Raw genomic sequence first — 23,822 nt, forward strand, 5'->3', positions numbered from 1 at the left:
CCTTCAATAATTTCTACTTAGTTATTTTCAATAATTGGCTTAACGATAGCTATTGGCATTTCTTTTTCAGTCCATTTTTCAAAAGCCGCTGCACCTTGGTAGAGTAACATGCCCAAGCCATTATTTGTTTTTGCGCCTCGCAATCGCGCTTGCTTTAAAAATTCTGTTTCTTGTGGTGTATAAATGACATCACACACTGCTAAATCTGGACGGATAATTGAAAAATCTTGAATAGGTGTTTGATTTTCTAATGGTTTCATCCCCACGCCTGTAGCATTTAACAATAATGTACTCTCTTTTACATCCTTGGCTAATTTATCTTTATCTGCTAAGTCATTTAAGGTGATGCTGCATTTCGTGTTCTCTGAAATATAAGCTAATTTTTCTTTTATATTTTCATAAAACTCATCTTTTCGATTATAAACGGTGATTTCTTTAACACCATCCAAAGCTGCTTGAACAATAATCGCTGTAGCTGCTCCGCCAGCACCAATAATTGTTATTTTTTTTCCGATAATATCCACGTCAATATCTTCTAAACTTCTCATAAATCCAGTTCCATCTGTGTTATGTCCTGTCAAAGCGCCGTCAATGTTGGTGATGGTATTAACTGCACCAATCAAACGAGCAGCCTCACTTAGTTCATCCATATACTCAACTGCTGCTATTTTATTAGGCATTGATAAATTTGCCCCTAGCATATCTAAATTTCTGATTGAATCAATTGCTTTTTCCAGTCCATCAGTTCCTACTTCAAATGCTAGATACACTGCATCAATACCTAATGCTTGAAAAGCTGTATTATGAATCATTGGTGAGACACTGTGGCGAATCGGTGTAGCAAATAATGCAGCTAATCTCGTGTGGCCTGTGATCGTATTTTCCATCTTATTTCCTCCTAAAAAAAGTATTTTATTCAAACAAAAAAGGTATTCACGTAAATTTTAGAAAAATCTACAGTGAACACCTCACAAAAAAATAGGTAATATAAAAGCCACTATAGATTTTCTAATCTACGCGGCTGAAAGTCATCTCAAAATCCCCTAGCCATCATAGATACAAACTTGCTAGTCTGCATCCACAATGTTCATGAATACAAACTCATCTAAAATAGCTAAAGTAATAATTATTCAGTTGTCTTTGGTTATGTTTCATGCTTGTCATATGAATCACTCCATAACTGATTTATTTAAGAATTGTTCTCAGTATATACCTCTTGATACTTAGTGTCAACCTATTTTCTTCGTATTAATTAAACTATTTATGTTTTTTCAGATAAAACCTATTTAATTTACGAAGGATTTTTGTAATTTAGTTAAAAAAACCGCAGATTCCCTGAAAAAGAAATCTACGGTAGTTATTCATTTTTAAAGCTCTTCACCATATACATCATCAACCGTTTGTTTAGGATCGATCACGATATACAAGCTTTTTGTTTTTTCACTGACCTTCGTAGATTGGTAAACGTTATCCAACCCTTCGTCTGTCTTATCTTTGTATGGGAAATACACTAAATCTGGTGTGCCAGTTTTGTATAGAATTTCCATACGTTCAATATCTTCATACTTTAATGCACGAGCAAACATACCTAACTCAAGTCCACCAAGGTTGATATCGTGCGTTTGTACATGATCGCCTTCTTGGAAAATCTCGATTTTAAAACCTTCACAAGGGTGAATTTCCATAAATTCGCTTCCATGAATACGCCCAAAGCTAGTTGTAATTTGTTTGATCCATAAATCACCAATAAAACGGCGAGCAATTGTCCATGTTTCGCCATTTCTAAAATAAAATTTTAAACCTGTCATTTCTCTACTCATGATCTAACTCTCCTTACTAAAATAATTTCTACACTATTAAGTTTAGCATAACTTCTTTCATTGGTCACACTATTACGCTTTTTTATTCAGAGAGCGCCAATTTTTCTAAAAAAACATCCGTTAAGATAACAGCTCTTTGATGATTTCCTGTTGAAATAAGCTTTTCACCATCATACACAGTAAAAGAAAAATTTATTTTTGAGGTTTCCTGTGAATCAACTTTTACATTAACGACAATCTTTGCACCAACTTTTGACGGTCGTAAATGTGTCGTGTTAATTAGCGTACCAACACTTGTTTCTTCTGGCGCTAATTCTTTTTGTAGGCATTCTTTCGCTGTGTTTTCAACCATCGCAATCAACGCTGGCGTAGCTAGAACTTCTAGATCGCCAGATCCGATAACTTTCGCTGTATCTTTGTCTCCAACAATAAATTCTTTTGAGAACGCGTCCACCTCTATCACTCCTTATCCATTATCCTTTTAGAATATAAAAATAATGCTTCCTTTTTATTGACTACTTGACCATTGACTACAGCCGTTTCTAGTCCCTCGATCAATTCACCTAACCATTTACCAGGTTTTTATTAAAGTACGTAACTAATTCATTTCCAGAAACTGCCAATTGCTTTCTATCATGGATAGGCAACTGTTCATAACAAGCTTTGGTTTCTTCAAGTTTACTATTTCGATCAAAATAAAACAATAGATTTTCCACTGATAATGCAGTTTCTAAACCTAAGTCAAATAAATCACGTGGTTGCCATTCACCTCTAAGGCGTTGGTTCAACCCATAAATATGTTGTTGTACCTCATGGATCACGTGATTGGATAATTTCCACGCTTTTAAAAAAGAACGTATTTCATGATCTGGTATATTTAATGATTTAATCAATAGTGTCCATGCTTGCTCTTGTGAGTCAATTCGTTGATTGGGTAGTTCTGAGAAGGTGAGCAGTTCTTTTCCGTATGCTTTTAAGCCCGGACAATACTGATAACAGTATGTTTCAATAAATGGGAGTAATGCTTTTCGTCTATTTTTCCCCAATAAGAGCTTAATAAATTCGATGGCAATACGCTCGACTGAAATTTTGTCGAGCAATGAGTGAAAGGCTTCAATCGCTTCTAAGGTCTTCGTTTCAATTGAAAAATCTAATTGACTCGCAAAACGTAAGCCTCTCATCATTCTAAGAGCATCTTCGTGAAATCTTTCTTTTGGATTACCAACCGCTCGAATGATTTGTCGTTTTAAATCGTCCATCCCATCAAATAGATCAATGATGTTCCCTTCCACATCCATCGCTAGCGCATTAATTGTAAAATCTCTGCGTTTCAAATCTTCTTTTAATGACCGAACAAAGGTTACCTTATCAGGACGTCTAAAATCTTGATAAGCGGACTCTGTTCTAAAAGTAGTAATCTCATATTGTTCTTCGCCATCTAAAACCAACACTGTTCCATGATCGATTCCTACATCAATCGTTCGATGAAATATTTGCTTAATTTCTTCTGGGTAGGCACTTGTAGCGATATCTACATCATGTATAGATTGATTTAGCAATGCATCTCGAACACTTCCCCCAACGAAATAAGCTTCAAAACCATGCGCTTGAATTTCTTTTAAAGTGCCAGTAGCTCGAATAAATTCATCTGGAATCGTTTTTAATTTCATAATAGATTTTCCAGCCCATATACTAGTTTATTTAAGTGAACAACTTTTTCACAGCCTAATGCCACACCAGTCATAAAAGAGCTGCGGTCATAAGAATCATGCCTAATAGTCAACCCTTCACCTACACCGCCAAATTGGACTTGCTGATGTGCAATCATTCCGGGCAGTCGAACACTGTGAATCTTCATTCCATCAAAATCTGCACCTCTTGCTCCTTCAATCAACTCTTCCTCTGCTGGATGCCCCTGTTGTTTCGCCTTACGAACCTCACTCATCATTTCAGCTGTTTTGATGGCAGTTCCACTTGGCGCATCTAATTTATTATCATGATGTAATTCGATGATCTCTACATCTGGAAAATATTCCGCAGCTTTTTGTGCAAACTGCATCATCAAAACTGCACCTACAGCAAAATTGGGCGCAATCAGTCCACCGATTTTTAATGATTCTGAAAGACTCGTCAATTCAGTCAGTTGTTCTTCTGTTAGACCTGTTGTACCAACAACTGGAGCAATTTTGTGTTCGATCGCAAATCGTGTATTTTCGTAAGCTACAGATGGGATTGTAAAATCGATCCAAACGTCAGGCTGTGCAGAAAGACTCGCTTCTTTTGTTTTAAAAATAGGAACGTCAACTTCTAAGTATTCAGCCAACTCATTAAGGTTGTTCTTTTTTTCAAATGGATCAAGTACACCAACTAGTTGAAATCCTTCATGATTTAAAACCATTTTCGTAGCAGTTGCACCCATTTTCCCTTTAAAACCAGCAACTAAAATTTTAATCATTCGTCCGCCCATCCTTTCGCTCAAAACGATATTTGTCACGTTTATTAAATTTTTCCATGTTCTTTTGGAACGTTTCAGTTAAATCTATATCTAATGAGTTGGCCATGATCATTGTGACAAACAATACATCGCCTAACTCTTCAGCAACCGTTTTAGGTTGTTCTTCTGCTTTTTTTGGTTTTTCACCATAATAATGGTTGACCTCTCTAGCAAGTTCCCCCACCTCTTCTGTTAATCGTGCCATCTGACTTAATGGAGAAAAATAACCGGTTTTAAATTGTTGGATGTAATCATCCACTTCCTGTTGCATAGAATGCAAGGATTGTTTTTCATCTTTCATTTTTACCCCGACCTTTCTTACTACACATCTTATCAAAAACTGCTCCATCTGAAAAGGTTCTACTTGTTGTTTTATATTGAGAATGATAAAGTGAGTACTGAGTGTGTGTGGCAGACTGTTATTTTTAGAAACAGGCAAAATAATATATATGAGCAAAGGAGCAGTTGCATTATGGAGGAAAAGAAATTTTATGCAAAGGACATCCTTTTGATTTTAGTTGGAACCTGTCTTTATGCATTTGGGTTAGTCACTTTTAATATTGCTAATGATCTGGCAGAAGGTGGCGTCACTGGAATTACTTTGATTTTACGAGCACTTTTTTATATTGATCCAGCCTATTCAACATTGATCATTAATATTCCATTAATTCTAATTGGTGGGAAAATTTTAGGAAAACATTCTTTTTATTATACCATTCTAGGAACTGTGTCCTTGTCTGTTTTTTTATGGTTATGGCAACGCTGGCCTATCGTCATCAATCTAGATCATGATTTATTGATCGCATCTTTGCTTGCAGGTTTGGCTGCTGGTATTGGCAGCGGGCTTGTCTATCGAGTTGGTGGAACAACTGGAGGTACAGATGTTGTAGCCAGAATTCTTGAAAAAAATTATGGGATCAGTATGGGGCGCTCTCTATTGATTTTTGACATTCTCGTGTTGATTCTTTCTTTAAGCTACATTGATGTCAAACGCATGATGTATACCTTGATCGTCTCTTTTGTTTTTAGTAAAGTTGTTGATTCTGTTTTAGATGGTGCTTATGCAGCAAAAGGCATGTTGGTTATTTCTAATCATAGTGAAGATATCGGCGAAGTTATCATGGCCTTATTAGAACGTGGTGTAACCTATTTAGATGGTCAAGGCGGCTACTCTCTAGTAGACAAAAAAGTGCTTTATGTGGTGGTTAGTCCCAGCGAAATAATGGAAATCAAACGAATTGTTCATGAGCTAGATGCAAAAGCCTTCATTTCAGTGATTAATGTACACGAAGCAATCGGGGAAGGTTTTACTTATTCAAGACCTACAAGAACGTTATTCAAAAAAAAGAAACCTACACATTAAAAACAGGTATCAGAGAATAAAGCAAAGCTAAAATAGTTTTGTTTTATTCTCTGATACTTTTTAAATTCAAGTAGAACTACTATCTATTTTTAAGCGATTCAGTTCGTTTGACAATTCTAAAAATGCTTCATGATTATTCTCTTCTAAAGCCAAGTCGATTTGTCGATAAAGAAAATCAATTTTTGCTTGTTTTTCTTCATGAGCAAAGAAATTATTAATGTTTTCAACCACATCTTCACTGACTTGCTCATTCCAACGAGCGTAAGGATTATCTTCTAAAATGGACAGATATTGACCATTTTGCCAAGAATCTTCAAAAATACATTCTACATATAATGCTTCTTTCCAATTCATACGGATTTCATGAAAAATTTGATCGGTATCCGTAAATTCTTTGTTTGTGATAAACAATTTAATTGGCTCATCATCCATTTCACTTGAGGTGATCTTTATCCCTCGTGTTGTTTTCTCTGCACGTTCTATAAAATGAACATTATTCAAAATAGCTTCGTGATTGATTAAATAATTTAAAATCCATAAAACCTCTCTTTGACTAAAAGAAACATTATTTACGAACCAAATTAAAAATTCTTTTTTTTCCGAGACATTGACAAACATATAATCACCTATCTTTCTTCAATATCCTCTAACAATGACTGGGCTTCATTATCACCTGGTTCATGTTGTAGATAGTGTTCCAATAATTTTTTAGCCTTTCCTAACTGCCCTTCTTCACGAAGGAAAACAGCATATTCTTTTAAAAATTCAGGTTCATGTGAAAGTTCTTGATAGGCTTGTTCATAATGTACCTTTGCTAAATCAAACTCTTCTAGCTCGTTATAGGCATGAGCTAAATTCCATTCGCCATAAGGATGCCCTTGTTCTTCCATTTGCTGAACAACGTCAATGACTTCCTGGTACCGCTGTTCATTTAGATATAAATTGCTTAATGTTAGCCTTGTCTCATCAGTTTTTTCACCAAGTTCTAGGGCTTTCTTTAATAATTCTTCTGCTTGCTTTGTATCATGTAAACGATAAGCATTTTCTGACGCTAATTGATACAAGTCTACTTGGAATGGATTTTCTTTGATCCCTTCAGCTAAAATAGCACCCGCTTCTTCTAATTGCTCTTCTTCTTGCAATGCTTCCCCTAAAGATAAATAGAGTGATTGATAATGAGGGTTTAAAGCTCTTAATTGCTGTAATAAAGCAATTGCTTTTTGGTTTTCATGCAATTGCAAATAAGTGAATGCTAATTGAAACAAGCGATCATCTGTCTGTTCTTCTTGCAACGCTTTTTCTAAAAACGGAATCGCTTCTTCAAATTCTCCCAACATGCTATAACTACTACCAAGACGTTCGTTCACCGACACATTAGAAATATGATTTACTTTAGCTTCAAGTAATTCATGATACATCTCAGAAGCCTCACGAAACTGTCCGTTTACAAAATATAATTCTCCTAAAGCAAATAAAATCAGTGGTTCATCCGGCAATAAATTTTGTGCTTCTTTTAACTTCGCTTCGCTCACTTCTGGAATACCAATTACCTGATACAAATCGGCTGTGACTAACAAACTTTGAACATAACTATTGCTCTCTTTTGCAACATTTTCTAGGTAAATAAACGCATCATCAATTAAATTATTTTCGATAGCGATTTCAGCTAAAGGAATGTTCAACCCATCTGCATCTGGAAAAATCGTCAATAGATGTTCAAATATTGTTTTCCCCTCTTCTAAAAAGCCTAATGACAACAATTCTTCGCCTAGATCAGCTAATGTATCCTCATCATCTTTTCTTAGTGCTTCTGCCAACATCAATTGTGCTTCAGCTAATTCTTCTTCATGTAATGCTTGTAACATTTTTTCACTGTATGTTGTCATATTTTACCCTCTGATTTCTTTTAAAATAGTTTTATATTTTTCCACTGTTGCCAATAACTCTTCTGTTTTCGGCGTTTGTGTATGCTCTATTTCTCCTACTTCTCTTAAAAGTAGGGCACTTTCTCCACGATCAACACATTTTAAAACACCTTCTACATAGTCACTAACCAAAATCTGTTCAGGAAAATCAACTGGATAACCTAAACGAATCAACCATATCAGAAAATTTTTGTAATGAAACGAAAAGTGATTCACCTCTTGAGACCACAGCAACTGCAATAAACAGCCCAAAAATCGTTTCATGTGACTAGATAACAAATGACCGCTGGCTGATTCTAAAAATCCTTGTTCAAACAATACACCGAATTGATCGATAGATTGAGCCTCTTGCTCATAAAAACGAACCATCTCATCTAGCATACCAGTGAATGACTGTTGATTCAAACGTGTTTCATCACTATAATTTTTATAAAGCATCCGCAAAAAATCATGACTACAAACTATACCGCATCGGATAAACACTAGAAAATCCACTAATTTCCCTTCACCTTGATTGCTCGTTAAGGTATTATCGTAAATAACTTTTTTAGCCAGTACAGAATAGTGTAACACAGGCTGATTCTTCAGTTCTATTTGAGCTTCAGCAATCAAACTTTTACTAAGTGCTTGAACGGAAAGTGGTAATAACCAACAGTCAGATGTTAATACAGAAGTTTTATGGAGGAAATTGGTCAATTGAACGACTCCTTCATTCCCTACTCCTAAAAAAATAAACTCTTCTTGTTGATTGAAATCTGCTAAAAATGCCAACAAATTTTCCAGTTCATTCATATTATTACAGCGAACGTCATTTTTACAAATATACCAATCTAATTCTTGTTTGTCATCAAAAAGCTGAATCAATTTATCAGAAAATAAATCATAATAGCGTTGATTTGTGATCAAAAAAAGATGTTTTGCTTCAATAGAAGACAATTTAAGTTGGGAAGCAAATGTTTCACCATAAATAATTGTTGTCTCTAACTGATTTTTTCTATAAATCAATTCCATGATAACACCCCTCTTTCTTATTTTACCATTAGTTGTCGTAAAACAAAAAGATGGATGATTTTATTTTTTGAAAAAAGCAATGATAATTGTTCTAAGACATTTGTTCTTTTAATTTTCTTTAAGAACAGGCATTATTGATTCATCATTAACTATATATTTTATATTTTTTCTATGTAAAAAATTCTTATTTATAATTTATACTAAAGTTGTTTCAAAAAGCTGTTAGCTTTTAAGAATAGTAGCGCACTTCTTAGGACGACGAGTTTTTGCGAAACAAAGTGATTCGGTCTGATTTAAATAATTAGCACTTTACTTCTCATAGTACAGCAATTTGTTTTTAGACACAGCTAATTATGCTTTATCCAAATGCAGGACGAAAGAGTGACGTTCGTTTTGCCAATTACAGGTATTTCGGCTATCTAAGGGATAATTCTAAGAGTTATCCCTTAGATAGTTTTTATATTAATATTATTTTTAGCTGGTTGTTCTTCTAAAAATTTAAATAAAAGAAATTTACCATATTATGGAGAGAAAATAGACGAAGCTGAGAACCGCTAAAATATTTAGTAGTTACAGGCAGCTAGTTATCAGTTTTCTATTCTAATTCAATTAAATATAAAGAAAGAACCCTTGAATAATCAAGGGTTCTAAGAACTGTCTTATTTAACAGCATCTTTCAACGCTTTACCTGGTTTGAACGCAGGTACTTTACTTGCAGCGATTTGAATTTCTTTACCAGTTTGTGGGTTACGTCCTTTACGAGCCGCACGTTCGCGAACTTCAAAGTTACCAAAACCGATTAATTGAACTTTTTCACCTTTAGCAAGAGATTCTTGGATTGTTGAAAATACAGCATCCACTGCTGCAGTTGCGTCTTTTTTAGTTAAACCAGTTGAAGATGCAACGTTTTCGATTAATTCTGCTTTATTTGCCATGGATTATTTCACCTCCTCCACAAGGGATAGGATATCTGAATAGATATCGAATTTACGTTTATTTTTGAGTGGTCCAAAAATGACGTACAAATATTGAATTGGATCAATATTCTGTTATCACGATATCATAGAAAGCTTGTAATAGCAAGGTTTTTGATGCTTTTTAACCAGTTTTTTCAAAAAATATCATTTTTTTTTATAACTCAACGAATTTGTTTGTACATTTGAAAAAAGTGTGGTAAAATGCGCTATTTCCGTCTTCTTGGTATAATTTTGATTGGCGTGCCTTCAAAAGTAAACGCTTTGCGGATTTGGTTTTCTAAAAATCGTGCGTATGAGAAATGCATCAATTCTTCTTCATTGACAAAAATAACAAACGTTGGCGGCTTAATCGCTACTTGCGTCGCATAAAAAACTTTCAATCGTTTTCCTTTATCTGTTGGTGTTGGATTGATTGCGATCGCGTCCATTACTACATCATTTAACAGTGCTGATGGAATCCGTAAGTTTTGATTCATGCTAACTAATTCAATCAATTCTGGCAGTTTGTTTAAGCGTTGTTTCGTTAACGCTGACACGAAGATAATCGGTGCGTAATCCAGATATTGGAACTCATCACGAATCTCTTCTTCAAAGTCACGCATGGTATTTGTTTCTTTTTCAACCGTATCCCATTTGTTAACAACAATAATAATACCACGGCCTGCTTCATGGGCGTAACCAGCCACCTTTTTGTCTTGTTCCCGAATTCCTTCTTCGGCATTTAATACCACTAAAACAATGTCTGATCGCTCAATTGCACGCATTGCACGCATCACACTGTATTTTTCAGTGCTCTCATAAACTTTTCCACGTTTGCGCATTCCAGCAGTATCAATCATTAAGAATTTTTGACCATTTTCAGACTCAAAATGGGTATCAATGGCATCACGAGTCGTTCCTTCTATATCTGAAACAATGACACGATCTTCACCAAGGATTGCATTAATCAACGAAGATTTGCCAACATTCGGCCGACCAATCAAACTAAATTTAATTGTATCGTCATCCTCTTCTTCAATTTCAGTTGAAAAATGTTTCACTGCTTCATCTAAAACATCTCCGATTCCTAGACCGTGACTTCCAGATACAGGAAATGGATCCCCCAACCCTAACGAATAAAATTCATAAATTTCTGCTCTCATTTCAGGATTGTCTACTTTGTTTACAGCTAAGATAACGGGCTTTTTACTACGGTATAAAATTTTAGCTACTAACTCATCAGCGTCTGTTATCCCTTCTCGCCCACTAGCAACAAAAATAATTACATCTGCCTCTTCGATTGCGATTTCAGCTTGATGTTTGATTTGATCCATAAATGGTTCGTCACCTAGATCGATACCACCTGTATCAATAATACTAAATTCGCGTCCCAACCACTCTCCTGTGGTATAAATACGGTCTCTTGTTACACCGGGTGTATCTTCTACAATTGAGATTCTTTCACCGGCTATACGGTTAAAAATTGTCGATTTTCCTACATTAGGACGTCCGACAATTGCAATTGTTGGATTTGCCATTAAAACTACCTCCTTGACAAGTTTTCAATCTTTACTAGTTTACCTAAAGCTTGTCTAAGATGCAAGAAAAACTAGTGAATTAAACAATTTAACACAAAGCAAATCCTTAAATAGGAAAAATACCCCGTAATTGTCTAGTTTTTCACACCACAATCACGGGATATTTATTATTTTTTGATTTGTATCTTATTATTCGACACCGTAAGCAATACGCTTCACATTCATCAGATGATGTGCTGTTACATTGTCAGTTGTACTGCTACCACCCATCGCTCCACAACCTAGTGTCATTGAAGGCGCTAATTTAGTTGTTGCTCCGATTGCGCCTAACGCTCCCAGCGTATTTACTAGAATCCGAGAAGCTCTCATTTCTAAGCCGAATATTTCTGCATGTTGATCAGATGTTGTATGAATCACAGCGGTGTGACCTGTTCCTTCATTTGCTAGCAATGCTTTACAAGTCTCAACACCTGTTTCAAATGAATCGACTGTAAATAATCCCAATATTGGTGTTAATTTTTCTCTTGAATATGGATTATGATGACCTATTTCTGATTGCTCAGAGATTAAAATGCTTGTCTCTTTTGGAACAGAAATGCCAACCAATTCAGCTACATCAGCTGCACTTTTACCAACAATCTCAGGATTCAACGTCCCAGTATCTCTTAAAATGTACTGACTAACTTTAGCAGATTCTTCTTCATTCATAAAATAAGCATTTTTCGCTTTTAAGTTTTTGATAACTTCATCTTTTACTGACTTGTCTACAACAAGTGCTTGTTCAGAGGCACAGATAATCCCATTATCAAACGTTTTACTACTAACAACACAATCAATCGCATGAGCAATATCAGCTGTTGCATCAATCAATACTGGAACATTTCCTGGACCTACGCCAATTGCTGGATTTCCAGAACTGTAAGCTGCTTGTACCATCGCTTTACCACCTGTAGCAAGAATTAACGATACATCTTCATGTTTCATTAAAGCGCTTGTCGCATCTAAAGTAGGTTCTTGAATCACTTGAACTAATCCACTAGGTGCGCCAGCTTCTACTGCTGCTTTTTCGATAATTTCTGCTGCCATTAAAATAGATTGTAACGCTTTTGGATGTGGAGAAAAGACAATTGCATTTCTCGTTTTTAAAGCAATCAATGATTTAAAAATAACTGTAGCAGTTGGATTCGTTGATGGAATCAACCCCGCTACCACGCCTAAAGGAACAGCGATTTCAATGATTTTATCTTCTTTTCTACGATTAACAATTCCTACAGTTGCTAAGTCTTTAATGCTTTCATAAACTTGCTCACTTGCAAAAGTATTTTTGATTATTTTATCTGAAACTTTTCCAAAACCAGTTTCTTTATTTGCTGATATAGCTAGTTTTTCAGCATTATCTAGTGTTTTTTGATAAACATTCTTCACGATAGCATCTACTTGCTCCTGAGAAAAATGTTCATATTCTGCTTGAGCTTTCTTTGCTGTTTCTACTAACATTTCAATCTCTTCTACTTTGACTACTTCAGTCATATTTGACCACTCCTTCTTAATTTCATATCCTTATCCCATTAGCGAGCATATAATATAAACGCTTACAAGGTTAGTTTAATCTATTTGGCTCAATTTGTTAGGGAATATTTTAAGAATATTATGGACAAAATTTACCTTTTTCTGTATTTTTTTCACAAACAATTGCACTTGAAAGCGTAATCTATTCAAGGTATGATAGAGTAGTAGATAAAATTTCACAAAATATCCAATCATTCTGTCAAAGAAAAGAGGAGTTATTTATGTGCCGATTATTGATTGTTAGTAACGATCCAAAAGAACAAGAAATACTGCAACAATCCATTAATGATTCATTTATGAATATAAAAGTATTGCCTCCTGCCAGAACTGAACATGAAGCAATAGAAATTGCTGAAAGCCTTCTTCCTGAAATTCTTCTGATAGCGATCGATCACCTAGAGATTGATGGTTTTATTGTGAAGCGCAAAATTGTTCAGCACCTTCCAAATATAAAAGTAATTATTTTAACCGAACGCAACGATTTTCAAAGCATCCATCAAGCACTGAGGTGTGGGGCAATTGATTATTTGCTGACACCAGTTGATCTTAATGAATTAAAATTTGCAATTGATCGAAGCGTTAAATCTTTGAACCAAGTGTCTCTAATGGATGTGTTAAACAAAAAGCCTACGGTATTAGCTAAAGAACAAATTAATACCATTCTTGATTATATTCATGATCATTATAACGAAGAAATCAATTTAACAACTTTAGCCGATATTATGCACTTAAATCGTCATTATGTCAGCCGTTTCTTTAAAGAAGCTGTAGGAATGAACTTCATTGATTATTTAACTACTTACCGTATAGAAAAAGCCAAACAGCTTTTAATGAAAACAGAGGAATCTATTACTGAGATAGCCGGAACTGTCGGTTACATCGATTCTACTTATTTTAGTAAATTGTTTAAGAAAAAAGTAGGACAATCTCCTCATCAATTCCGCAAACAATATCAAGGTAATCATATTCCAGCCGATTTACGAGTGATTTATAATTAACACTGTATTTTAAAAGGAGGCTGGAAGAGCAGCGTTCAGCTTATTTCCGAAGGTGTTTCTTCTGCTCCCGCTGTTTATTTGAGTTTTAAGGGTCTGCGATAATAACTTTTAGTTATATCTCAGACCCTTTTCCTTATGAAAAAACTAGAGTAAAAAAGTGTCTATGACATAACTCCAAGAGCTATATCACAAACACTTACATTTCGAATACATGTTAAGACGAAAAACAGCTTATTATTATTTCTCACAATTAAACACTTTCGTCCTAATCTCTAATAAAATTAATTCGTATTATTCTGAATCTGACTCTTGTCCTTTTAGTGCATCACCTAAGATATCTCCCATTGTAAAACCAGTATTTTCTTCTGGCAACTCATAGTCTTGGACATCTTTTGGCTCTTCTTGAGATTCAGGCTTCGCTTCCAAAGCTTTGATACTAAGAGCGATACGGTGTTCGTCTGGATTTACTTCTAATACTTTCACTTGAACAACATCGCCTTCTTGTAGCACTTCGTGTGGTGTTGCAATATGTTTATGTGAAATTTGCGAAATATGAACTAAGCCTTCAACACCTGGAAAGACTTCTACGAATGCGCCGAAACTCGTTAAGCGTTTGACTGTTCCTTCAAGAACAGAACCAACAGCTGCTTTGCTTTCAATATCTTCCCATGGTCCAGCTAATGTTTCTTTAATTGATAAAGAAACCCGTTCTTCATCAGGATTAATCGAAAGTATCTTCACTTTTACCTCATCACCAACAGACAATACATCACTTGGTTTGCCAACATGTTGATGGGCAATCTCTGAAACGTGAACCAATCCATCAATACCGCCTAAATCGATAAACGCACCGAAATCAGTTAAACGAGCAACCTTCCCGTCAACAATATCTCCATCATGAAGTTCAGCTAAAATATCTTTTTTCTTAGAGTTTTTCTCAGCTTCAACAACAGCTTTATGAGATAAAATCAAACGATTTTCTGAAGGTTCGATTTCAATAATTTTAAATGTTAATGTTTGCCCTTTGTATGCTGAAAAATCAGCAACAAAATGGTCTTCTACCATTGATGCTGGAACAAAACCACGAACACCAACATCAACAACTAATCCACCCTTTACAACACTTGTAACTGGTGCTTCAATAATTTTACCTGCTTGGAAATCTTGTTCGATTTCTTCCCAAACTTTTTTAGCATCTAAACGACGTTTAGAAAGTAAATAACTACCATTTTCTTTGTCTTTACCAATTGACGTGATGACAACCAAATCTAAAATATCGCCAACTTTTACTAATTCATTGATATCTTCAACGTGTGTTGTAGACAACTCTTTTGCTGGAACTACCCCTTCAACACCGGCACCTTCAATACCAACGATTACTTGTTTGTCTTCAACTGCAAGCACTTCACCTTTAACGATGTCGCCGACGCTTACTTCTTGAACACTATTCATCGCATCTTCCATTGTTTCATTGCTGATTTCCACTTTTTTATCTTCTGTCATAAATACTTATCCTCCTATGCCACCAAAAAATTCGTAAAAAACTGACCTACTTCTTTAATAGTACGGGATTTTATCGAAAAAATAAAGCGATTTCGCTCATTTTCTTTTTTTTCTTTGAAATAAGAAGAAATTTTCTTGCTTAAAGACAAAGAAAATATAATCTTCATGCATTTAACTACCATTTTTAATACATTGGATCAAGAGTATCGAGCCTCAATAACGTCTTCAATAGCTTTTACAACTTCTTCTATATTCATTCCAGTCGTATCAATCTTTACTGCATCTAGCGCCTGTTTTAAAGGTGATACTTCTCTTGTTGAATCAAGATAATCACGTTGCTCAATTTCTTTTTTTAATGTATCAAAATCAGTGGTGATTCCTTTTTCCTGATTTTCTTTATAACGTCTTTCGGCTCGCTCTTCAACGCTAGCAACTAGAAATATTTTAACTTCAGCATTTGGCAATACTGCTGTACCAATATCTCGTCCATCCATAACAACGCCGCCTGATTGTCCGATTTCTTGTTGTAGTTCAACCATTTTTTCTCGAACTTTTCCATGTTTTGCAGTAATAGACACAGCATTTGTCACGTCTGGTTGTCTAATTGCTTGTGTTACTTCAATGCCATCAATAAAAACAAGTTGTTCTTGTTCTGTCTGTTTAAAAGAAATCCCATGTTCAAGACATAATTTTACTAAACCTAGTTCGTCTTCAAAATCAACCTTATTTTGAATGGCTAAATAGGTTAATGCTCGATACATCGCTCCTGTATCACAATAAATGTAATTCATTTTTTTGGCTAAAATCTTTGCTACAGTGCTTTTTCCAGATGAAGCTGGTCCATCAATTGCAATACTTATCTTTTTCATAATGAACTCCTTTGTTTATCACATAGTAAAAGAGTCTGGGACAAAACAATCTATGTTTTGTTCAGACCCTTATAATGGGAAAAAGAGCACGTTCACTCTTTTTCGCTCAATTGTTATCATTTAACTCGTAACGTTTGACCTGGCTGTAAAACAGAATTCAACGTTAGACCATTTAATTGTAATAATTCTTCTGTTGAAATACCATTTCTTGAAGCAACTTGGTTAGGTCCTTCTCCATTACGGACTTGGTCATAAACAGGTTCTTCCGCTGCTGGACTTGTCGGTGCTGTTTCTTGCGGCACACTACTTTCAGTAGATGCTTGCTCTTGTGATGAGCTAGAAGACGGCTGCGTCGAACTATTTTTTGTCGATGATTGTACAACAACAGATGATTGAGCTGGTTCTTTACTGTCAGGTTTATCTCTCATGACATAAAGGTACGTTCCTACAGGCAACGCGATAATTAATAGCAATAAGATAACTAAAATGGTCAGAAAGACTGTGTTTCCTTTTTTCTGTTGACGTTTTTCTGAACGGGAACCTCCAGCATTTTTGTCAGTGTCATAAATTGATTGCTCCCACGGTTCGCGTGCTCCTGATGGTTTTTTCGTATCTTTTTTACTCACGTATCGTTCCTCCTAAAATTCTCTCGTTTGCTATTATACCACAGCTTTTTCTTAACTGCAGTCTAAAAAAAGATTATTTTCATTCTTTAAATAATCTTATTAAAATGTCCTCCCAATTTTCAGAGATTTCGTTTTCTTCTGGTGATTGTACTATTTGCTCTTTACAAATGTCAAAAGATAAGCCGCAACAATCACAACAATTTTCTTGCTTTGTTTCAGCACTATTTTCTGAAAAATACTGTTGGATGAATGCTCGACGGCACTTTTCTTCGTTAATATAGTTTAACATAACACTTAACTGTTGTTTACGTTCTTTCTCTTTTCTTAATAATCTATCTTTTAACTCTTCAAATGTGTATTCTTTTTCCAGATATCCTTGCATCCATTTTTGCTGGATTTCATTTAACACAGGAAACGCTTCTTGCGGATGTTCAGATTGCAAGCAAACTAATTCATTCAATAATTCCCGATCAAGGCGACTCTCTGATTGAAAGTAATAATGAATCGATTCGTCTCCTTTTTGATAAAGCAATATGGCAATGCTTTGTTCACCATCACGACCAGCTCGACCGATCTCTTGTACATAATCTTCTAGACTATCAGGGCAATCATAGTGAATGACAAAGCGAACATCTGGCTTATCAATCCCCATCCCAAAAGCATTGGTAGCACATAAGACATCAAGTTGATTCGTTACAAATTGTTGTTGTAATAAACTGCGTTCATTAGCAGTTAAACCACCATGGTAGTATGCTGTTTTTAATGTTGTTTGTTCTTTGATCAATTGATTTATCCGCTCGGCTGTTTTTCGTGTTGCGCAATAGATAATGCCTTTACTTTTTAATTGTGTTAGATAAGAAAGTAAAGCTTCGTTTTTTTCCGACACTTTCTGAACAATCAAACCAATATTTGGACGATTGACTGAATGAATCACTTCTGAGGCATTTTTCTGATGAGAAAATAATTGTTTTTCAATCTCTTTTTTTACCGTAGGCGTTGCCGTAGCAGTCAATGCTAACGTCAAAGGATAACCACATTCTTTTTGAATAGCACTAAGTTTTGTATATTCTGGCCTAAAGTCAACGCCCCACTGGAACACACAATGCGCTTCATCCACTACAAACAAGGCAATTTTCAGTTGAGCAATTCGTTGTCTCACTTCTTTTTGGGTTAATGTTTCTGGACTAATCAAAATATATTTGTACGTATATAAATGATTCAATACATACTGTTTTTCTGAAAAAGACAAACTGCTATTCAACGCGATAACCCTAGATTCTCCTTTTTTTTGCAATTGAATCACTTGGTCTTCCATCAATGAAAGTAAAGGAGAAACGATGATCACAGCCCCTTCAACTAGATAACCTACAAATTGATAGCACAGGGATTTACCTGTGCCTGTAGGTAAAACAGCTAGTGTATCTTGTTTTAGTAAAAGCTGTTCAATCACTTCTTTTTGTCCGGGTTTAAAGGTATTAAAACCAAATTTTTCGTATAAGACATTTTCTAATTTGCTCGTCATCTGCTTTTATCTCTTTCTTCCTTCATTTTTTGAATCTGGTAAAGACGAAATTCAAAATAATCAAACTCAGGTTTTGTTTGCTTTAAAGAGCGATAATCCCATTCTTGATAGGGAGGTTTAAAGTTATCTAAAAAATTGACTGTCTCATTTGAGATAAATCGTTCAAAGGGAAAGTCATTCGTTAAAGCCACCTCTAAAAGATGGTCTTGTACAGTACTTCTTTTCACTCCTCTTTGTAACGCCAATTCGTCTAGTGAAAAATGCTTGTTGAGATATTTTCTCGTCTCATTCATGCTGTTGTTTTCGTTTTGCTTTAACAACGGACGAATAAGCTCTTTTAAAAAACTATTGTTTGGTAGTTTTTGAATGACTTTTAGCAAATGATGGATTCTATCCTTTTTGATCAAAAACCGATCAAAGGCCTTATTTTCCATATCTAATAATTGAAATGAGGTTTTGCCTATTTGTTTATAGCCGGAAAATTGACGGGCAAAAAAATTGGCTTCTTCTGTAGATAAAGCTGAAAAAATCTCTTGCCATTCTTGTTTGATTCTTTCAATTAATTTTGCTTTAGGCATTGATTTGATATACATTTTCACTTGGTTTTGATACAATGGCGATTGTTCAAGCGGAATATAGTGTTTATTACTATACGATAATTGAGACACAACTTGAACAGTAAACTGCAATAAACGCCAGATCGCCTCATCTGTTCTGCCCAAACGATAATTATCTAGCCACATATATTGTTGATTAGATGCTATCACTTGTTGGCCTTTAGCGGTTATTTGGGCGTCTCCATTGCTATTTAGACGGAGTAAATGTTTCTCCGCCAATTCGTTTATTATTTTATTATATTGTGTTTCTGACAGTTCTGGAAATAGCTGGAAAAAGGGTAAATTATTATAAAAAAAACCATATAACAATACCGAACTCGTTCGTTTACCTTTTAAAAGATGATAGAGTGTTGAGGTTCGCACCTTGTATCCATGTTGAAATAAAGCTAAAATGAAGGAAGGTTTCATACTTTCACCTCTGTAAATGATAGAATAGGATGTGTACAAATGTTATGTAAAATAATTCCTGAAAAGTGTATTGCTTGTGGTTTATGCCAAGTGTATGCACCAGAAATATTTGACTACAATGATGATGGCATTGTCGTTTTCAAAAATGATACACAAGCAACACAAGAATTTATCTCTAAAAATGAAAGAGACAATGCGTTAACAGCGTACCGCAAATGTCCTGTTCGTGCAATAGAGATTGAGGAAAAATAATAAAAACCTAAACGAGTAAAAGGAAAGCAACTAGTTGTCACCAAAGACAATGAGCTTTCCTTTTATCCTTTATTTAATCAGAGTTAACCAATTAATTAGTGCATCAGCAATTTTTTCTTGTTGCTCTTCATTGTTTATTGACGCTGGCTTGTCTCCTTTTTGTTCCCCATAGCTACCGAATCCAGCATGGTTTCCACCCTTTATTTCTTGATACATAGTTTGTTCAGGTAAGTATTTTTTCGACTGCTCATATGCTTGCCAATTTAAAACGCCATCCTCAGAACCAGTTAAAGAAAGCACGTGTCCTTTAAACCCTTTAAGGCTCCCTTTCTCATCTGGATAACTCGCTAAAAAGAACACACCTTTGAGTTGGTTGTGATTTGCTTGCTCAGCAGCAAAGCGACTAGCCATCACTCCACCTAACGAATGCCCACCAACTACATAACTTTTCAGATGATTCTTTTGAATAATTTTCTCTGCTTTATTTTGACCTAGTACAGCTAAATTCAATGGTTCTTTAATAAGATAAACAGCAAATCCGGCACTCGCTACTTTTTTAGCCCAAATGCTATAACTAGCATTTTCAACTAATGCGCCTTGATAAAAAATAAGCGCTGGTTTTTCCTGCTCTCCTTCAAAAACCAACAAACCATTTTCATTCGTTGCTTGTTTTGATACATCTAAAGCTGTTGTTGTTGGGCTGTATGTAACTGTTTTGATGTAAAATAAGCCAACTAAAATTAGTAGTGCAAAAACTCCAACTAACCAGAGCACTCGTTTCTGCCATTTTTTCATATCTGTTTTCCTCCTTGTTCATCTTTTTTCATTTTATCAGAAAAACAATATTCGTTAGGATCTTTTGCCTCGAAAAAAGATCCGAGACATAGCTCCTTGAGCTATCTCACAGATCTTTATCAAACAATTCTTATTTGCTTATTGTATGTTTATTGCTTAACTGATATTGTTTTCTTGAAAGCCAAGGTAAAAGCTTAGCATGTAGTACCAAGAAAACAGCACTTACGATTCCACCTTTTATCAAGTTAAATGGCAAAATGCCAATTGTTACATATTTCGTTAAAGACATACCTAAAAATTCTCCTGCAGATACGCCAAATAGTTTTAAATACAGCGGTGTGATCACAAAATAATTTGCCACACTCATCAAAACAGTCAAGGCAATTATCCCTGTTGAAATGCCTAAAATTTTATTTAAACGCTTGTCGCTTCCTCGTTTGAAAAAGTAATACATCGGTAAAGTAAACATCATCGTTGCAAAGAAGTTGGCAACATCTCCGACTAAATTTTGCGGGGATGCCCCTGTTGTAAATAAATGTAGTACTGATCGTATAAACGCTGTACTGATTCCTGCTAACGGCCCAAATAAAAACATACTGATCATGACAGGAATATCGCTAAAATCAATTTTCAAAAAACTGAACGCAGGCATGATCGGAAACGCCACAAATTGTAAAACTACACCTATTGCTGCTAACATTGCTACACTTACCATTTTTTGTACCTTGTTGTTTCGCATATGAAATCCTCCTGTTAAGGACCCATCTTCAAACGAACTTTTCTAAATTAACTTTTTCAGTGATTGCTCCAGATTTGCTGCACGATGTGACTTGGCCGAATGATAAAAGTGATATATCTTCATCTGTTCCATCATTCTTACTTCTATCGGTAATGATTTAATAGCTTTTACGCGCATTACAGTATTTTTATTTGAAAAAATACGGTTGATGTGTCGTTTTTCCGATTGATTGTAATCCTTTAATTCTTAGAGCTTTAGCTCTTAGAAATTGATGAGATCGAAACGTCGCGTGGTGATTCACAGCAAAAACTCTATTTTCCTGCAGGGAAAATAGAGTAGAGTAATCTTATCTGAAAAATGCCAATTCAAATAAGCCCTATCTTCTTTATCCAGACTTTACTGTCGGTATTGGAATTTCACCAATTCAGCCACTTCAAATGAAGTAGGTCGTGGACTATAACCACCGGTCGGGAATTTCACCCTGCCCCTGAAGACGAACCTTTATTAAATTTTTTGTACAAATACAGTATACAACCTTTTTAGAAAAAAGCAATATTTATGTTCAGAAAGTCACATACAAACAGTAGCTATCATTTTATTACTCTAAAAATAAGCAGTGAAAAAGCAACTCCTTCTTGTTTCTCAGAATTGCTTTTTCACAAAAAATTATTTTGATTGATTCATTAAAACACTAATTTCTTTTTTATTCAAATTACGATACTCTCCAGGACGTAATCCTTTTAATGTTAAGTCACCGTATTTTTCTCTTTTCAGTTTTTGAACCGGATAACCCACAGATTGAAGCATTTTCTTCACTTGGTGATTACGACCTTCATGAATCGTCAACTCTACAATACTAGTGTTTGTTTTAAGGTCTACAGAAACGATTTGAAAAGCCGCCGGTGCTGTTTTATAGCCTTCGATTTTTATCCCTTTTGTTAGTGGAAGTAAATCATGTTTTTTGGCCAATCCTTTTACTTTTGCCACATAAACCTTGTCGATTTCATGACTTGGATGTGTTAATTTTTGTGAAAATTCGCCATCATTTGTTAAAAGCAACAACCCTGATGTATCATAATCTAATCTGCCCACTGGATAAATTCGTTCTTTGATATGAGAGAAAAAATCAGTCACAACTTTTCTTCCTTTATCATCAGAAACCGCTGAAATAACACCTTTTGGTTTATAAAATAAATAGTAGCCATACTCTTCTTTGTAAATCGGCACATCATCTACTTCAACTTTGTCATTTTTCCCTACTTGTGTTCCTAATTCTCGAATAATTTTTCCATTTACTTTGACACGTCCATTGACAATGTATTCTTCTGCTTTTCTACGTGAGGCAATCCCCGCATGAGCAATTACTTTTTGAAGTCTTTCCATTTACTTTTCTTCCTCCGATTCATTATTATCCGTTGGTGTTTCTTCTGCATTTAATTCTTTATAACGGTCGAAAAAGAGGTCTAAAGGTAGCTCTTCAGCAATTTCTTCTTCCATTTGATGAATGTCTGGCAACTCTTCAAGAGATCTTAAGCCAAAATAATCCATGAAATAAGCCGTTGTTCCGTATAAAATCGCTCGTCCAGGACCATCCACCCGTCCTTTTTCTTCAATTAATTGGCGAGCAACGAGTTTTTGCATTGATCCTGCTGACTGCACCCCTCTTATTTCGTCCACTTCCACTCTTGAAATTGGTTGCTTGTACGCAACGATTGATAATGTTTCAAGCGCTGCTTGGGATAATGAGTTGGAAATAGGCGATTGAGCATACTTTTTCAACAACGGTGCAAACATTTTTTTAGTAGACAAGACAAAGTGATTGCCTACTTCTAGAATATTTAAAGCAGACTGTTGATCTGATTCATAGCGTTCTTTTAAAGCTGTTAGTGCTTCATATGTTTTGGCAGTAGATAGTTCTAGTAAATAGGATAATTCTTCTAACCCGATTCCTTCTTCACCAACGACAAATAGAATCGCTTCGATTTGACTAATTGTGGTCACATTGTTTCCTCCGTACTTGATTCGATCTTTTCAGACATATTATAGAGCAAAATTGTACTATAATTGTCCTCTTGTTCCACATGGATAACGCCTTTTTTCATCAATTCTAAAAGAGCCATAAAAGTCGTAACAATTTCTTGTTTTGAATGTGATGTAAAAAAAGAGTCAAAGTTTACTGGTGTATTCCGATCCATTTGAGACATTTTTTCAGAGATTGTGGTAATTTTTTCTTCTATTGATACGTCATCTCCAGCAACTGTTGTCTCCACTGGTTGACGATTTTTTTTCTTTTCTAACATTGCATGAAATGCCAGAAATAAATCAATTGTATTTAATTGGTTAGGTTCCAAAAACGGATCGTCTTCTTTATATTCATCAATATCCATCGGTTCTTTCGTATAATAAAGACTTCGCTCTGATTCTTTTTCATGTAACAGACCTGCTGCATATTTAAATTTACGATATTCTAGCAATTGAGCAACTAACGCATCACGCGGATCTTCGCCATCGAGGATATCATCATCTTCTGTCATTTCCATCTCTTGTTTTGGCAAAAGCATTTTGCTTTTGATTGCCATCAAAGTCGCGGCCATGACTAAGTATTCCCCAGCAATTTCGAGTTCTAATGTTTTCATTGTATGAATATAGTTCATATACTGTTCGGTTACTGCAGCGATCGGAATGTCATAAATATCGATTTCCAATTTTTGGATTAAATGTAACAGAAGATCTAATGGACCTTCAAATACATCCAATTTTACATTAATTTCCTGCAAGATCATCCAACTTTCTTTTTTCGACTCTCTAGTTTACCAT

24 protein-coding genes, 1 pseudogene and 1 riboswitch are annotated in these 23,822 nt (G+C 35.1%); of the genes and pseudogenes, 3 read left to right on the forward strand and 22 right to left on the reverse strand.

Translation table 11 applies throughout. From position 1 onward, the window contains the following. Nucleotides 1-17 precede the first annotated feature (17 nt). From aroE to A5880_RS00475, 6 genes and pseudogenes are all read right to left on the reverse strand, one after another. Nucleotides 18-887: a shikimate dehydrogenase gene (aroE, locus tag A5880_RS00450; RefSeq protein WP_086330119.1), complete on the reverse strand. Its 870-nt coding sequence runs from the start codon at nucleotides 885-887 to the stop codon at nucleotides 18-20. A 480-nt stretch (nucleotides 888-1,367) separates the two neighbouring features. Next, nucleotides 1,368-1,820 carry a hypothetical protein gene (locus A5880_RS00455; protein ID WP_086330120.1) on the reverse strand — a complete coding sequence of 151 codons (453 nt, stop codon included), beginning with the start codon at nucleotides 1,818-1,820 and terminating at the stop codon, nucleotides 1,368-1,370. An 82-nt stretch (nucleotides 1,821-1,902) separates the two neighbouring features. Further along, nucleotides 1,903-2,274 (reverse strand): thioesterase family protein, encoded by a 372-nt coding sequence (locus A5880_RS00460; RefSeq protein WP_086330121.1) that lies wholly within the window; start codon nucleotides 2,272-2,274, stop codon nucleotides 1,903-1,905. Nucleotides 2,275-2,279: 5 nt separating this feature from the next. Beyond that, nucleotides 2,280-3,490, reverse strand: a pseudogene (locus A5880_RS00465) (CCA tRNA nucleotidyltransferase). After that, a complete protein-coding gene (dapB, locus tag A5880_RS00470) occupies nucleotides 3,487-4,275 on the reverse strand; it encodes a 4-hydroxy-tetrahydrodipicolinate reductase (protein ID WP_086330123.1) in 789 nt (262 codons plus the stop codon). Before dapB ends, A5880_RS00465 begins: the two are co-directional and overlap by 4 nt. Next, entirely contained in the window at nucleotides 4,268-4,615 is a 348-nt protein-coding gene (locus tag A5880_RS00475) for a nucleotide pyrophosphohydrolase (protein ID WP_086330124.1), read from the reverse strand. Before A5880_RS00475 ends, dapB begins: the two co-directional genes overlap by 8 nt. A 171-nt stretch (nucleotides 4,616-4,786) precedes the next feature. Between A5880_RS00475 and A5880_RS00480 the strand changes: the two genes are divergently transcribed. Further along, nucleotides 4,787-5,677: a YitT family protein gene (locus A5880_RS00480; RefSeq protein WP_086330125.1), complete on the forward strand. Its 891-nt coding sequence runs from the start codon at nucleotides 4,787-4,789 to the stop codon at nucleotides 5,675-5,677. A 66-nt stretch (nucleotides 5,678-5,743) separates the two neighbouring features. Here A5880_RS00480 and A5880_RS00485 read toward each other — a convergent pair whose 3' ends face one another. From A5880_RS00485 to A5880_RS00510, 6 genes are all read right to left on the reverse strand, one after another. Continuing rightward, nucleotides 5,744-6,295, reverse strand: a complete 552-nt coding sequence (locus A5880_RS00485) for a ReoY family proteolytic degradation factor (RefSeq protein WP_086330126.1) — start codon at nucleotides 6,293-6,295, stop codon at nucleotides 5,744-5,746. 8 nt (nucleotides 6,296-6,303) lie between these two features. Beyond that, the gene (locus tag A5880_RS00490; protein ID WP_179190378.1) at nucleotides 6,304-7,563 is read right to left on the reverse strand and encodes a tetratricopeptide repeat protein; all 1,260 of its coding nucleotides are present in this window, start codon (nucleotides 7,561-7,563) and stop codon (nucleotides 6,304-6,306) included. A gap of 3 nt (nucleotides 7,564-7,566) precedes the next feature. After that, a complete protein-coding gene (locus A5880_RS00495; protein ID WP_086330127.1) occupies nucleotides 7,567-8,613 on the reverse strand; it encodes a hypothetical protein in 1,047 nt (348 codons plus the stop codon). Between the two features lie 659 nt (nucleotides 8,614-9,272). Then, nucleotides 9,273-9,548, reverse strand: coding sequence for an HU family DNA-binding protein (locus A5880_RS00500; protein ID WP_010761417.1), 276 nt, complete (start codon nucleotides 9,546-9,548; stop codon nucleotides 9,273-9,275). A 248-nt stretch (nucleotides 9,549-9,796) separates the two neighbouring features. After that, nucleotides 9,797-11,107, reverse strand: a complete 1,311-nt coding sequence (gene der, locus A5880_RS00505) for a ribosome biogenesis GTPase Der (RefSeq protein WP_086330128.1) — start codon at nucleotides 11,105-11,107, stop codon at nucleotides 9,797-9,799. A gap of 189 nt (nucleotides 11,108-11,296) precedes the next feature. Further along, a complete protein-coding gene (locus A5880_RS00510) occupies nucleotides 11,297-12,637 on the reverse strand; it encodes an aldehyde dehydrogenase family protein (RefSeq protein ID WP_086330129.1) in 1,341 nt (446 codons plus the stop codon). A 260-nt stretch (nucleotides 12,638-12,897) separates the two neighbouring features. Here A5880_RS00510 and A5880_RS00515 point away from each other — a divergent pair, with 260 nt between their 5' ends. Then, nucleotides 12,898-13,674, forward strand: a complete 777-nt coding sequence (locus tag A5880_RS00515; protein ID WP_086330130.1) for a helix-turn-helix transcriptional regulator — start codon at nucleotides 12,898-12,900, stop codon at nucleotides 13,672-13,674. Between the two features lie 291 nt (nucleotides 13,675-13,965). On the opposite strand, the gene rpsA is transcribed toward A5880_RS00515, so the two are convergent. The 5 genes from rpsA to A5880_RS00540 form a co-directional block, all read right to left on the reverse strand. Next, a complete protein-coding gene (gene rpsA, locus A5880_RS00520) occupies nucleotides 13,966-15,177 on the reverse strand; it encodes a 30S ribosomal protein S1 (RefSeq protein ID WP_086330131.1) in 1,212 nt (403 codons plus the stop codon). A gap of 197 nt (nucleotides 15,178-15,374) precedes the next feature. Next, nucleotides 15,375-16,046, reverse strand: a complete 672-nt coding sequence (cmk, locus tag A5880_RS00525) for a (d)CMP kinase (RefSeq protein WP_086330132.1) — start codon at nucleotides 16,044-16,046, stop codon at nucleotides 15,375-15,377. A 116-nt stretch (nucleotides 16,047-16,162) separates the two neighbouring features. Further along, entirely contained in the window at nucleotides 16,163-16,672 is a 510-nt protein-coding gene (locus A5880_RS00530; RefSeq protein ID WP_086330133.1) for an SAG1386/EF1546 family surface-associated protein, read from the reverse strand. Nucleotides 16,673-16,751: 79 nt separating this feature from the next. Beyond that, entirely contained in the window at nucleotides 16,752-18,194 is a 1,443-nt protein-coding gene (locus A5880_RS00535; protein ID WP_086330134.1) for a RecQ family ATP-dependent DNA helicase, read from the reverse strand. Then, entirely contained in the window at nucleotides 18,191-19,219 is a 1,029-nt protein-coding gene (locus A5880_RS00540; protein WP_086330135.1) for a YpbB family protein, read from the reverse strand. The genes A5880_RS00535 and A5880_RS00540 overlap by 4 nt, the downstream gene beginning before the upstream one ends. Before the next feature lie 39 nt (nucleotides 19,220-19,258). Here A5880_RS00540 and A5880_RS00545 point away from each other — a divergent pair, with 39 nt between their 5' ends. Then, nucleotides 19,259-19,471: a ferredoxin gene (locus tag A5880_RS00545; RefSeq protein WP_086330136.1), complete on the forward strand. Its 213-nt coding sequence runs from the start codon at nucleotides 19,259-19,261 to the stop codon at nucleotides 19,469-19,471. Nucleotides 19,472-19,540: 69 nt separating this feature from the next. Here the strand turns inward: A5880_RS00545 and A5880_RS00550 are convergent, their stop codons facing one another. The 5 genes from A5880_RS00550 to A5880_RS00570 form a co-directional block, all read right to left on the reverse strand. Next, complete coding sequence (locus A5880_RS00550) at nucleotides 19,541-20,266, reverse strand: alpha/beta hydrolase (protein ID WP_086330137.1); 726 nt, start codon at nucleotides 20,264-20,266, stop codon at nucleotides 19,541-19,543. Between the two features lie 130 nt (nucleotides 20,267-20,396). Beyond that, nucleotides 20,397-21,005 (reverse strand): ECF transporter S component, encoded by a 609-nt coding sequence (locus A5880_RS00555; RefSeq protein ID WP_086330138.1) that lies wholly within the window; start codon nucleotides 21,003-21,005, stop codon nucleotides 20,397-20,399. Nucleotides 21,006-21,379: 374 nt separating this feature from the next. Continuing rightward, nucleotides 21,380-21,504: riboswitch (FMN riboswitch) on the reverse strand. A gap of 167 nt (nucleotides 21,505-21,671) precedes the next feature. After that, complete coding sequence (locus A5880_RS00560) at nucleotides 21,672-22,388, reverse strand: pseudouridine synthase (protein ID WP_086330139.1); 717 nt, start codon at nucleotides 22,386-22,388, stop codon at nucleotides 21,672-21,674. Next, nucleotides 22,389-23,006 carry an SMC-Scp complex subunit ScpB gene (gene scpB, locus A5880_RS00565; protein WP_086330140.1) on the reverse strand — a complete coding sequence of 206 codons (618 nt, stop codon included), beginning with the start codon at nucleotides 23,004-23,006 and terminating at the stop codon, nucleotides 22,389-22,391. Beyond that, a complete protein-coding gene (locus A5880_RS00570) occupies nucleotides 23,003-23,788 on the reverse strand; it encodes a segregation/condensation protein A (RefSeq protein WP_086330141.1) in 786 nt (261 codons plus the stop codon). The genes scpB and A5880_RS00570 overlap by 4 nt, the downstream gene beginning before the upstream one ends. Nucleotides 23,789-23,822 lie beyond the last annotated feature (34 nt).

This window comes from Enterococcus sp. 4G2_DIV0659 (genome assembly GCF_002140715.2).
Lineage (GTDB): Bacteria > Bacillota > Bacilli > Lactobacillales > Enterococcaceae > Enterococcus_L > Enterococcus_L mansonii.

Bases quoted from the DNA above. Each gene is read 5' to 3' on its own strand.
- aroE (WP_086330119.1), bottom strand. From the start codon at position 887: ATGGAAAATACGATCACAGGCCACACGAGATTAGCTGCATTATTTGCT.
- A5880_RS00455 (WP_086330120.1), bottom strand. From the start codon at position 1,820: ATGAGTAGAGAAATGACAGGTTTAAAATTTTATTTTAGAAATGGCGAA.
- dapB (WP_086330123.1), bottom strand. From the start codon at position 4,275: ATGATTAAAATTTTAGTTGCTGGTTTTAAAGGGAAAATGGGTGCAACT.
- A5880_RS00475 (WP_086330124.1), bottom strand. From the start codon at position 4,615: ATGAAAGATGAAAAACAATCCTTGCATTCTATGCAACAGGAAGTGGAT.
- A5880_RS00480 (WP_086330125.1), top strand. From the start codon at position 4,787: ATGGAGGAAAAGAAATTTTATGCAAAGGACATCCTTTTGATTTTAGTT.
- A5880_RS00485 (WP_086330126.1), bottom strand. From the start codon at position 6,295: ATGTTTGTCAATGTCTCGGAAAAAAAAGAATTTTTAATTTGGTTCGTA.
- A5880_RS00490 (WP_179190378.1), bottom strand. From the start codon at position 7,563: ATGACAACATACAGTGAAAAAATGTTACAAGCATTACATGAAGAAGAA.
- A5880_RS00495 (WP_086330127.1), bottom strand. From the start codon at position 8,613: ATGGAATTGATTTATAGAAAAAATCAGTTAGAGACAACAATTATTTAT.
- A5880_RS00500 (WP_010761417.1), bottom strand. From the start codon at position 9,548: ATGGCAAATAAAGCAGAATTAATCGAAAACGTTGCATCTTCAACTGGT.
- der (WP_086330128.1), bottom strand. From the start codon at position 11,107: ATGGCAAATCCAACAATTGCAATTGTCGGACGTCCTAATGTAGGAAAA.
- A5880_RS00510 (WP_086330129.1), bottom strand. From the start codon at position 12,637: ATGACTGAAGTAGTCAAAGTAGAAGAGATTGAAATGTTAGTAGAAACA.
- A5880_RS00515 (WP_086330130.1), top strand. From the start codon at position 12,898: ATGTGCCGATTATTGATTGTTAGTAACGATCCAAAAGAACAAGAAATA.
- rpsA (WP_086330131.1), bottom strand. From the start codon at position 15,177: ATGACAGAAGATAAAAAAGTGGAAATCAGCAATGAAACAATGGAAGAT.
- cmk (WP_086330132.1), bottom strand. From the start codon at position 16,046: ATGAAAAAGATAAGTATTGCAATTGATGGACCAGCTTCATCTGGAAAA.
- A5880_RS00535 (WP_086330134.1), bottom strand. From the start codon at position 18,194: ATGACGAGCAAATTAGAAAATGTCTTATACGAAAAATTTGGTTTTAAT.
- A5880_RS00540 (WP_086330135.1), bottom strand. From the start codon at position 19,219: ATGAAACCTTCCTTCATTTTAGCTTTATTTCAACATGGATACAAGGTG.
- A5880_RS00545 (WP_086330136.1), top strand. From the start codon at position 19,259: ATGTTATGTAAAATAATTCCTGAAAAGTGTATTGCTTGTGGTTTATGC.
- A5880_RS00550 (WP_086330137.1), bottom strand. From the start codon at position 20,266: ATGAAAAAATGGCAGAAACGAGTGCTCTGGTTAGTTGGAGTTTTTGCA.
- A5880_RS00555 (WP_086330138.1), bottom strand. From the start codon at position 21,005: ATGCGAAACAACAAGGTACAAAAAATGGTAAGTGTAGCAATGTTAGCA.
- A5880_RS00560 (WP_086330139.1), bottom strand. From the start codon at position 22,388: ATGGAAAGACTTCAAAAAGTAATTGCTCATGCGGGGATTGCCTCACGT.
- A5880_RS00570 (WP_086330141.1), bottom strand. From the start codon at position 23,788: ATGATCTTGCAGGAAATTAATGTAAAATTGGATGTATTTGAAGGTCCA.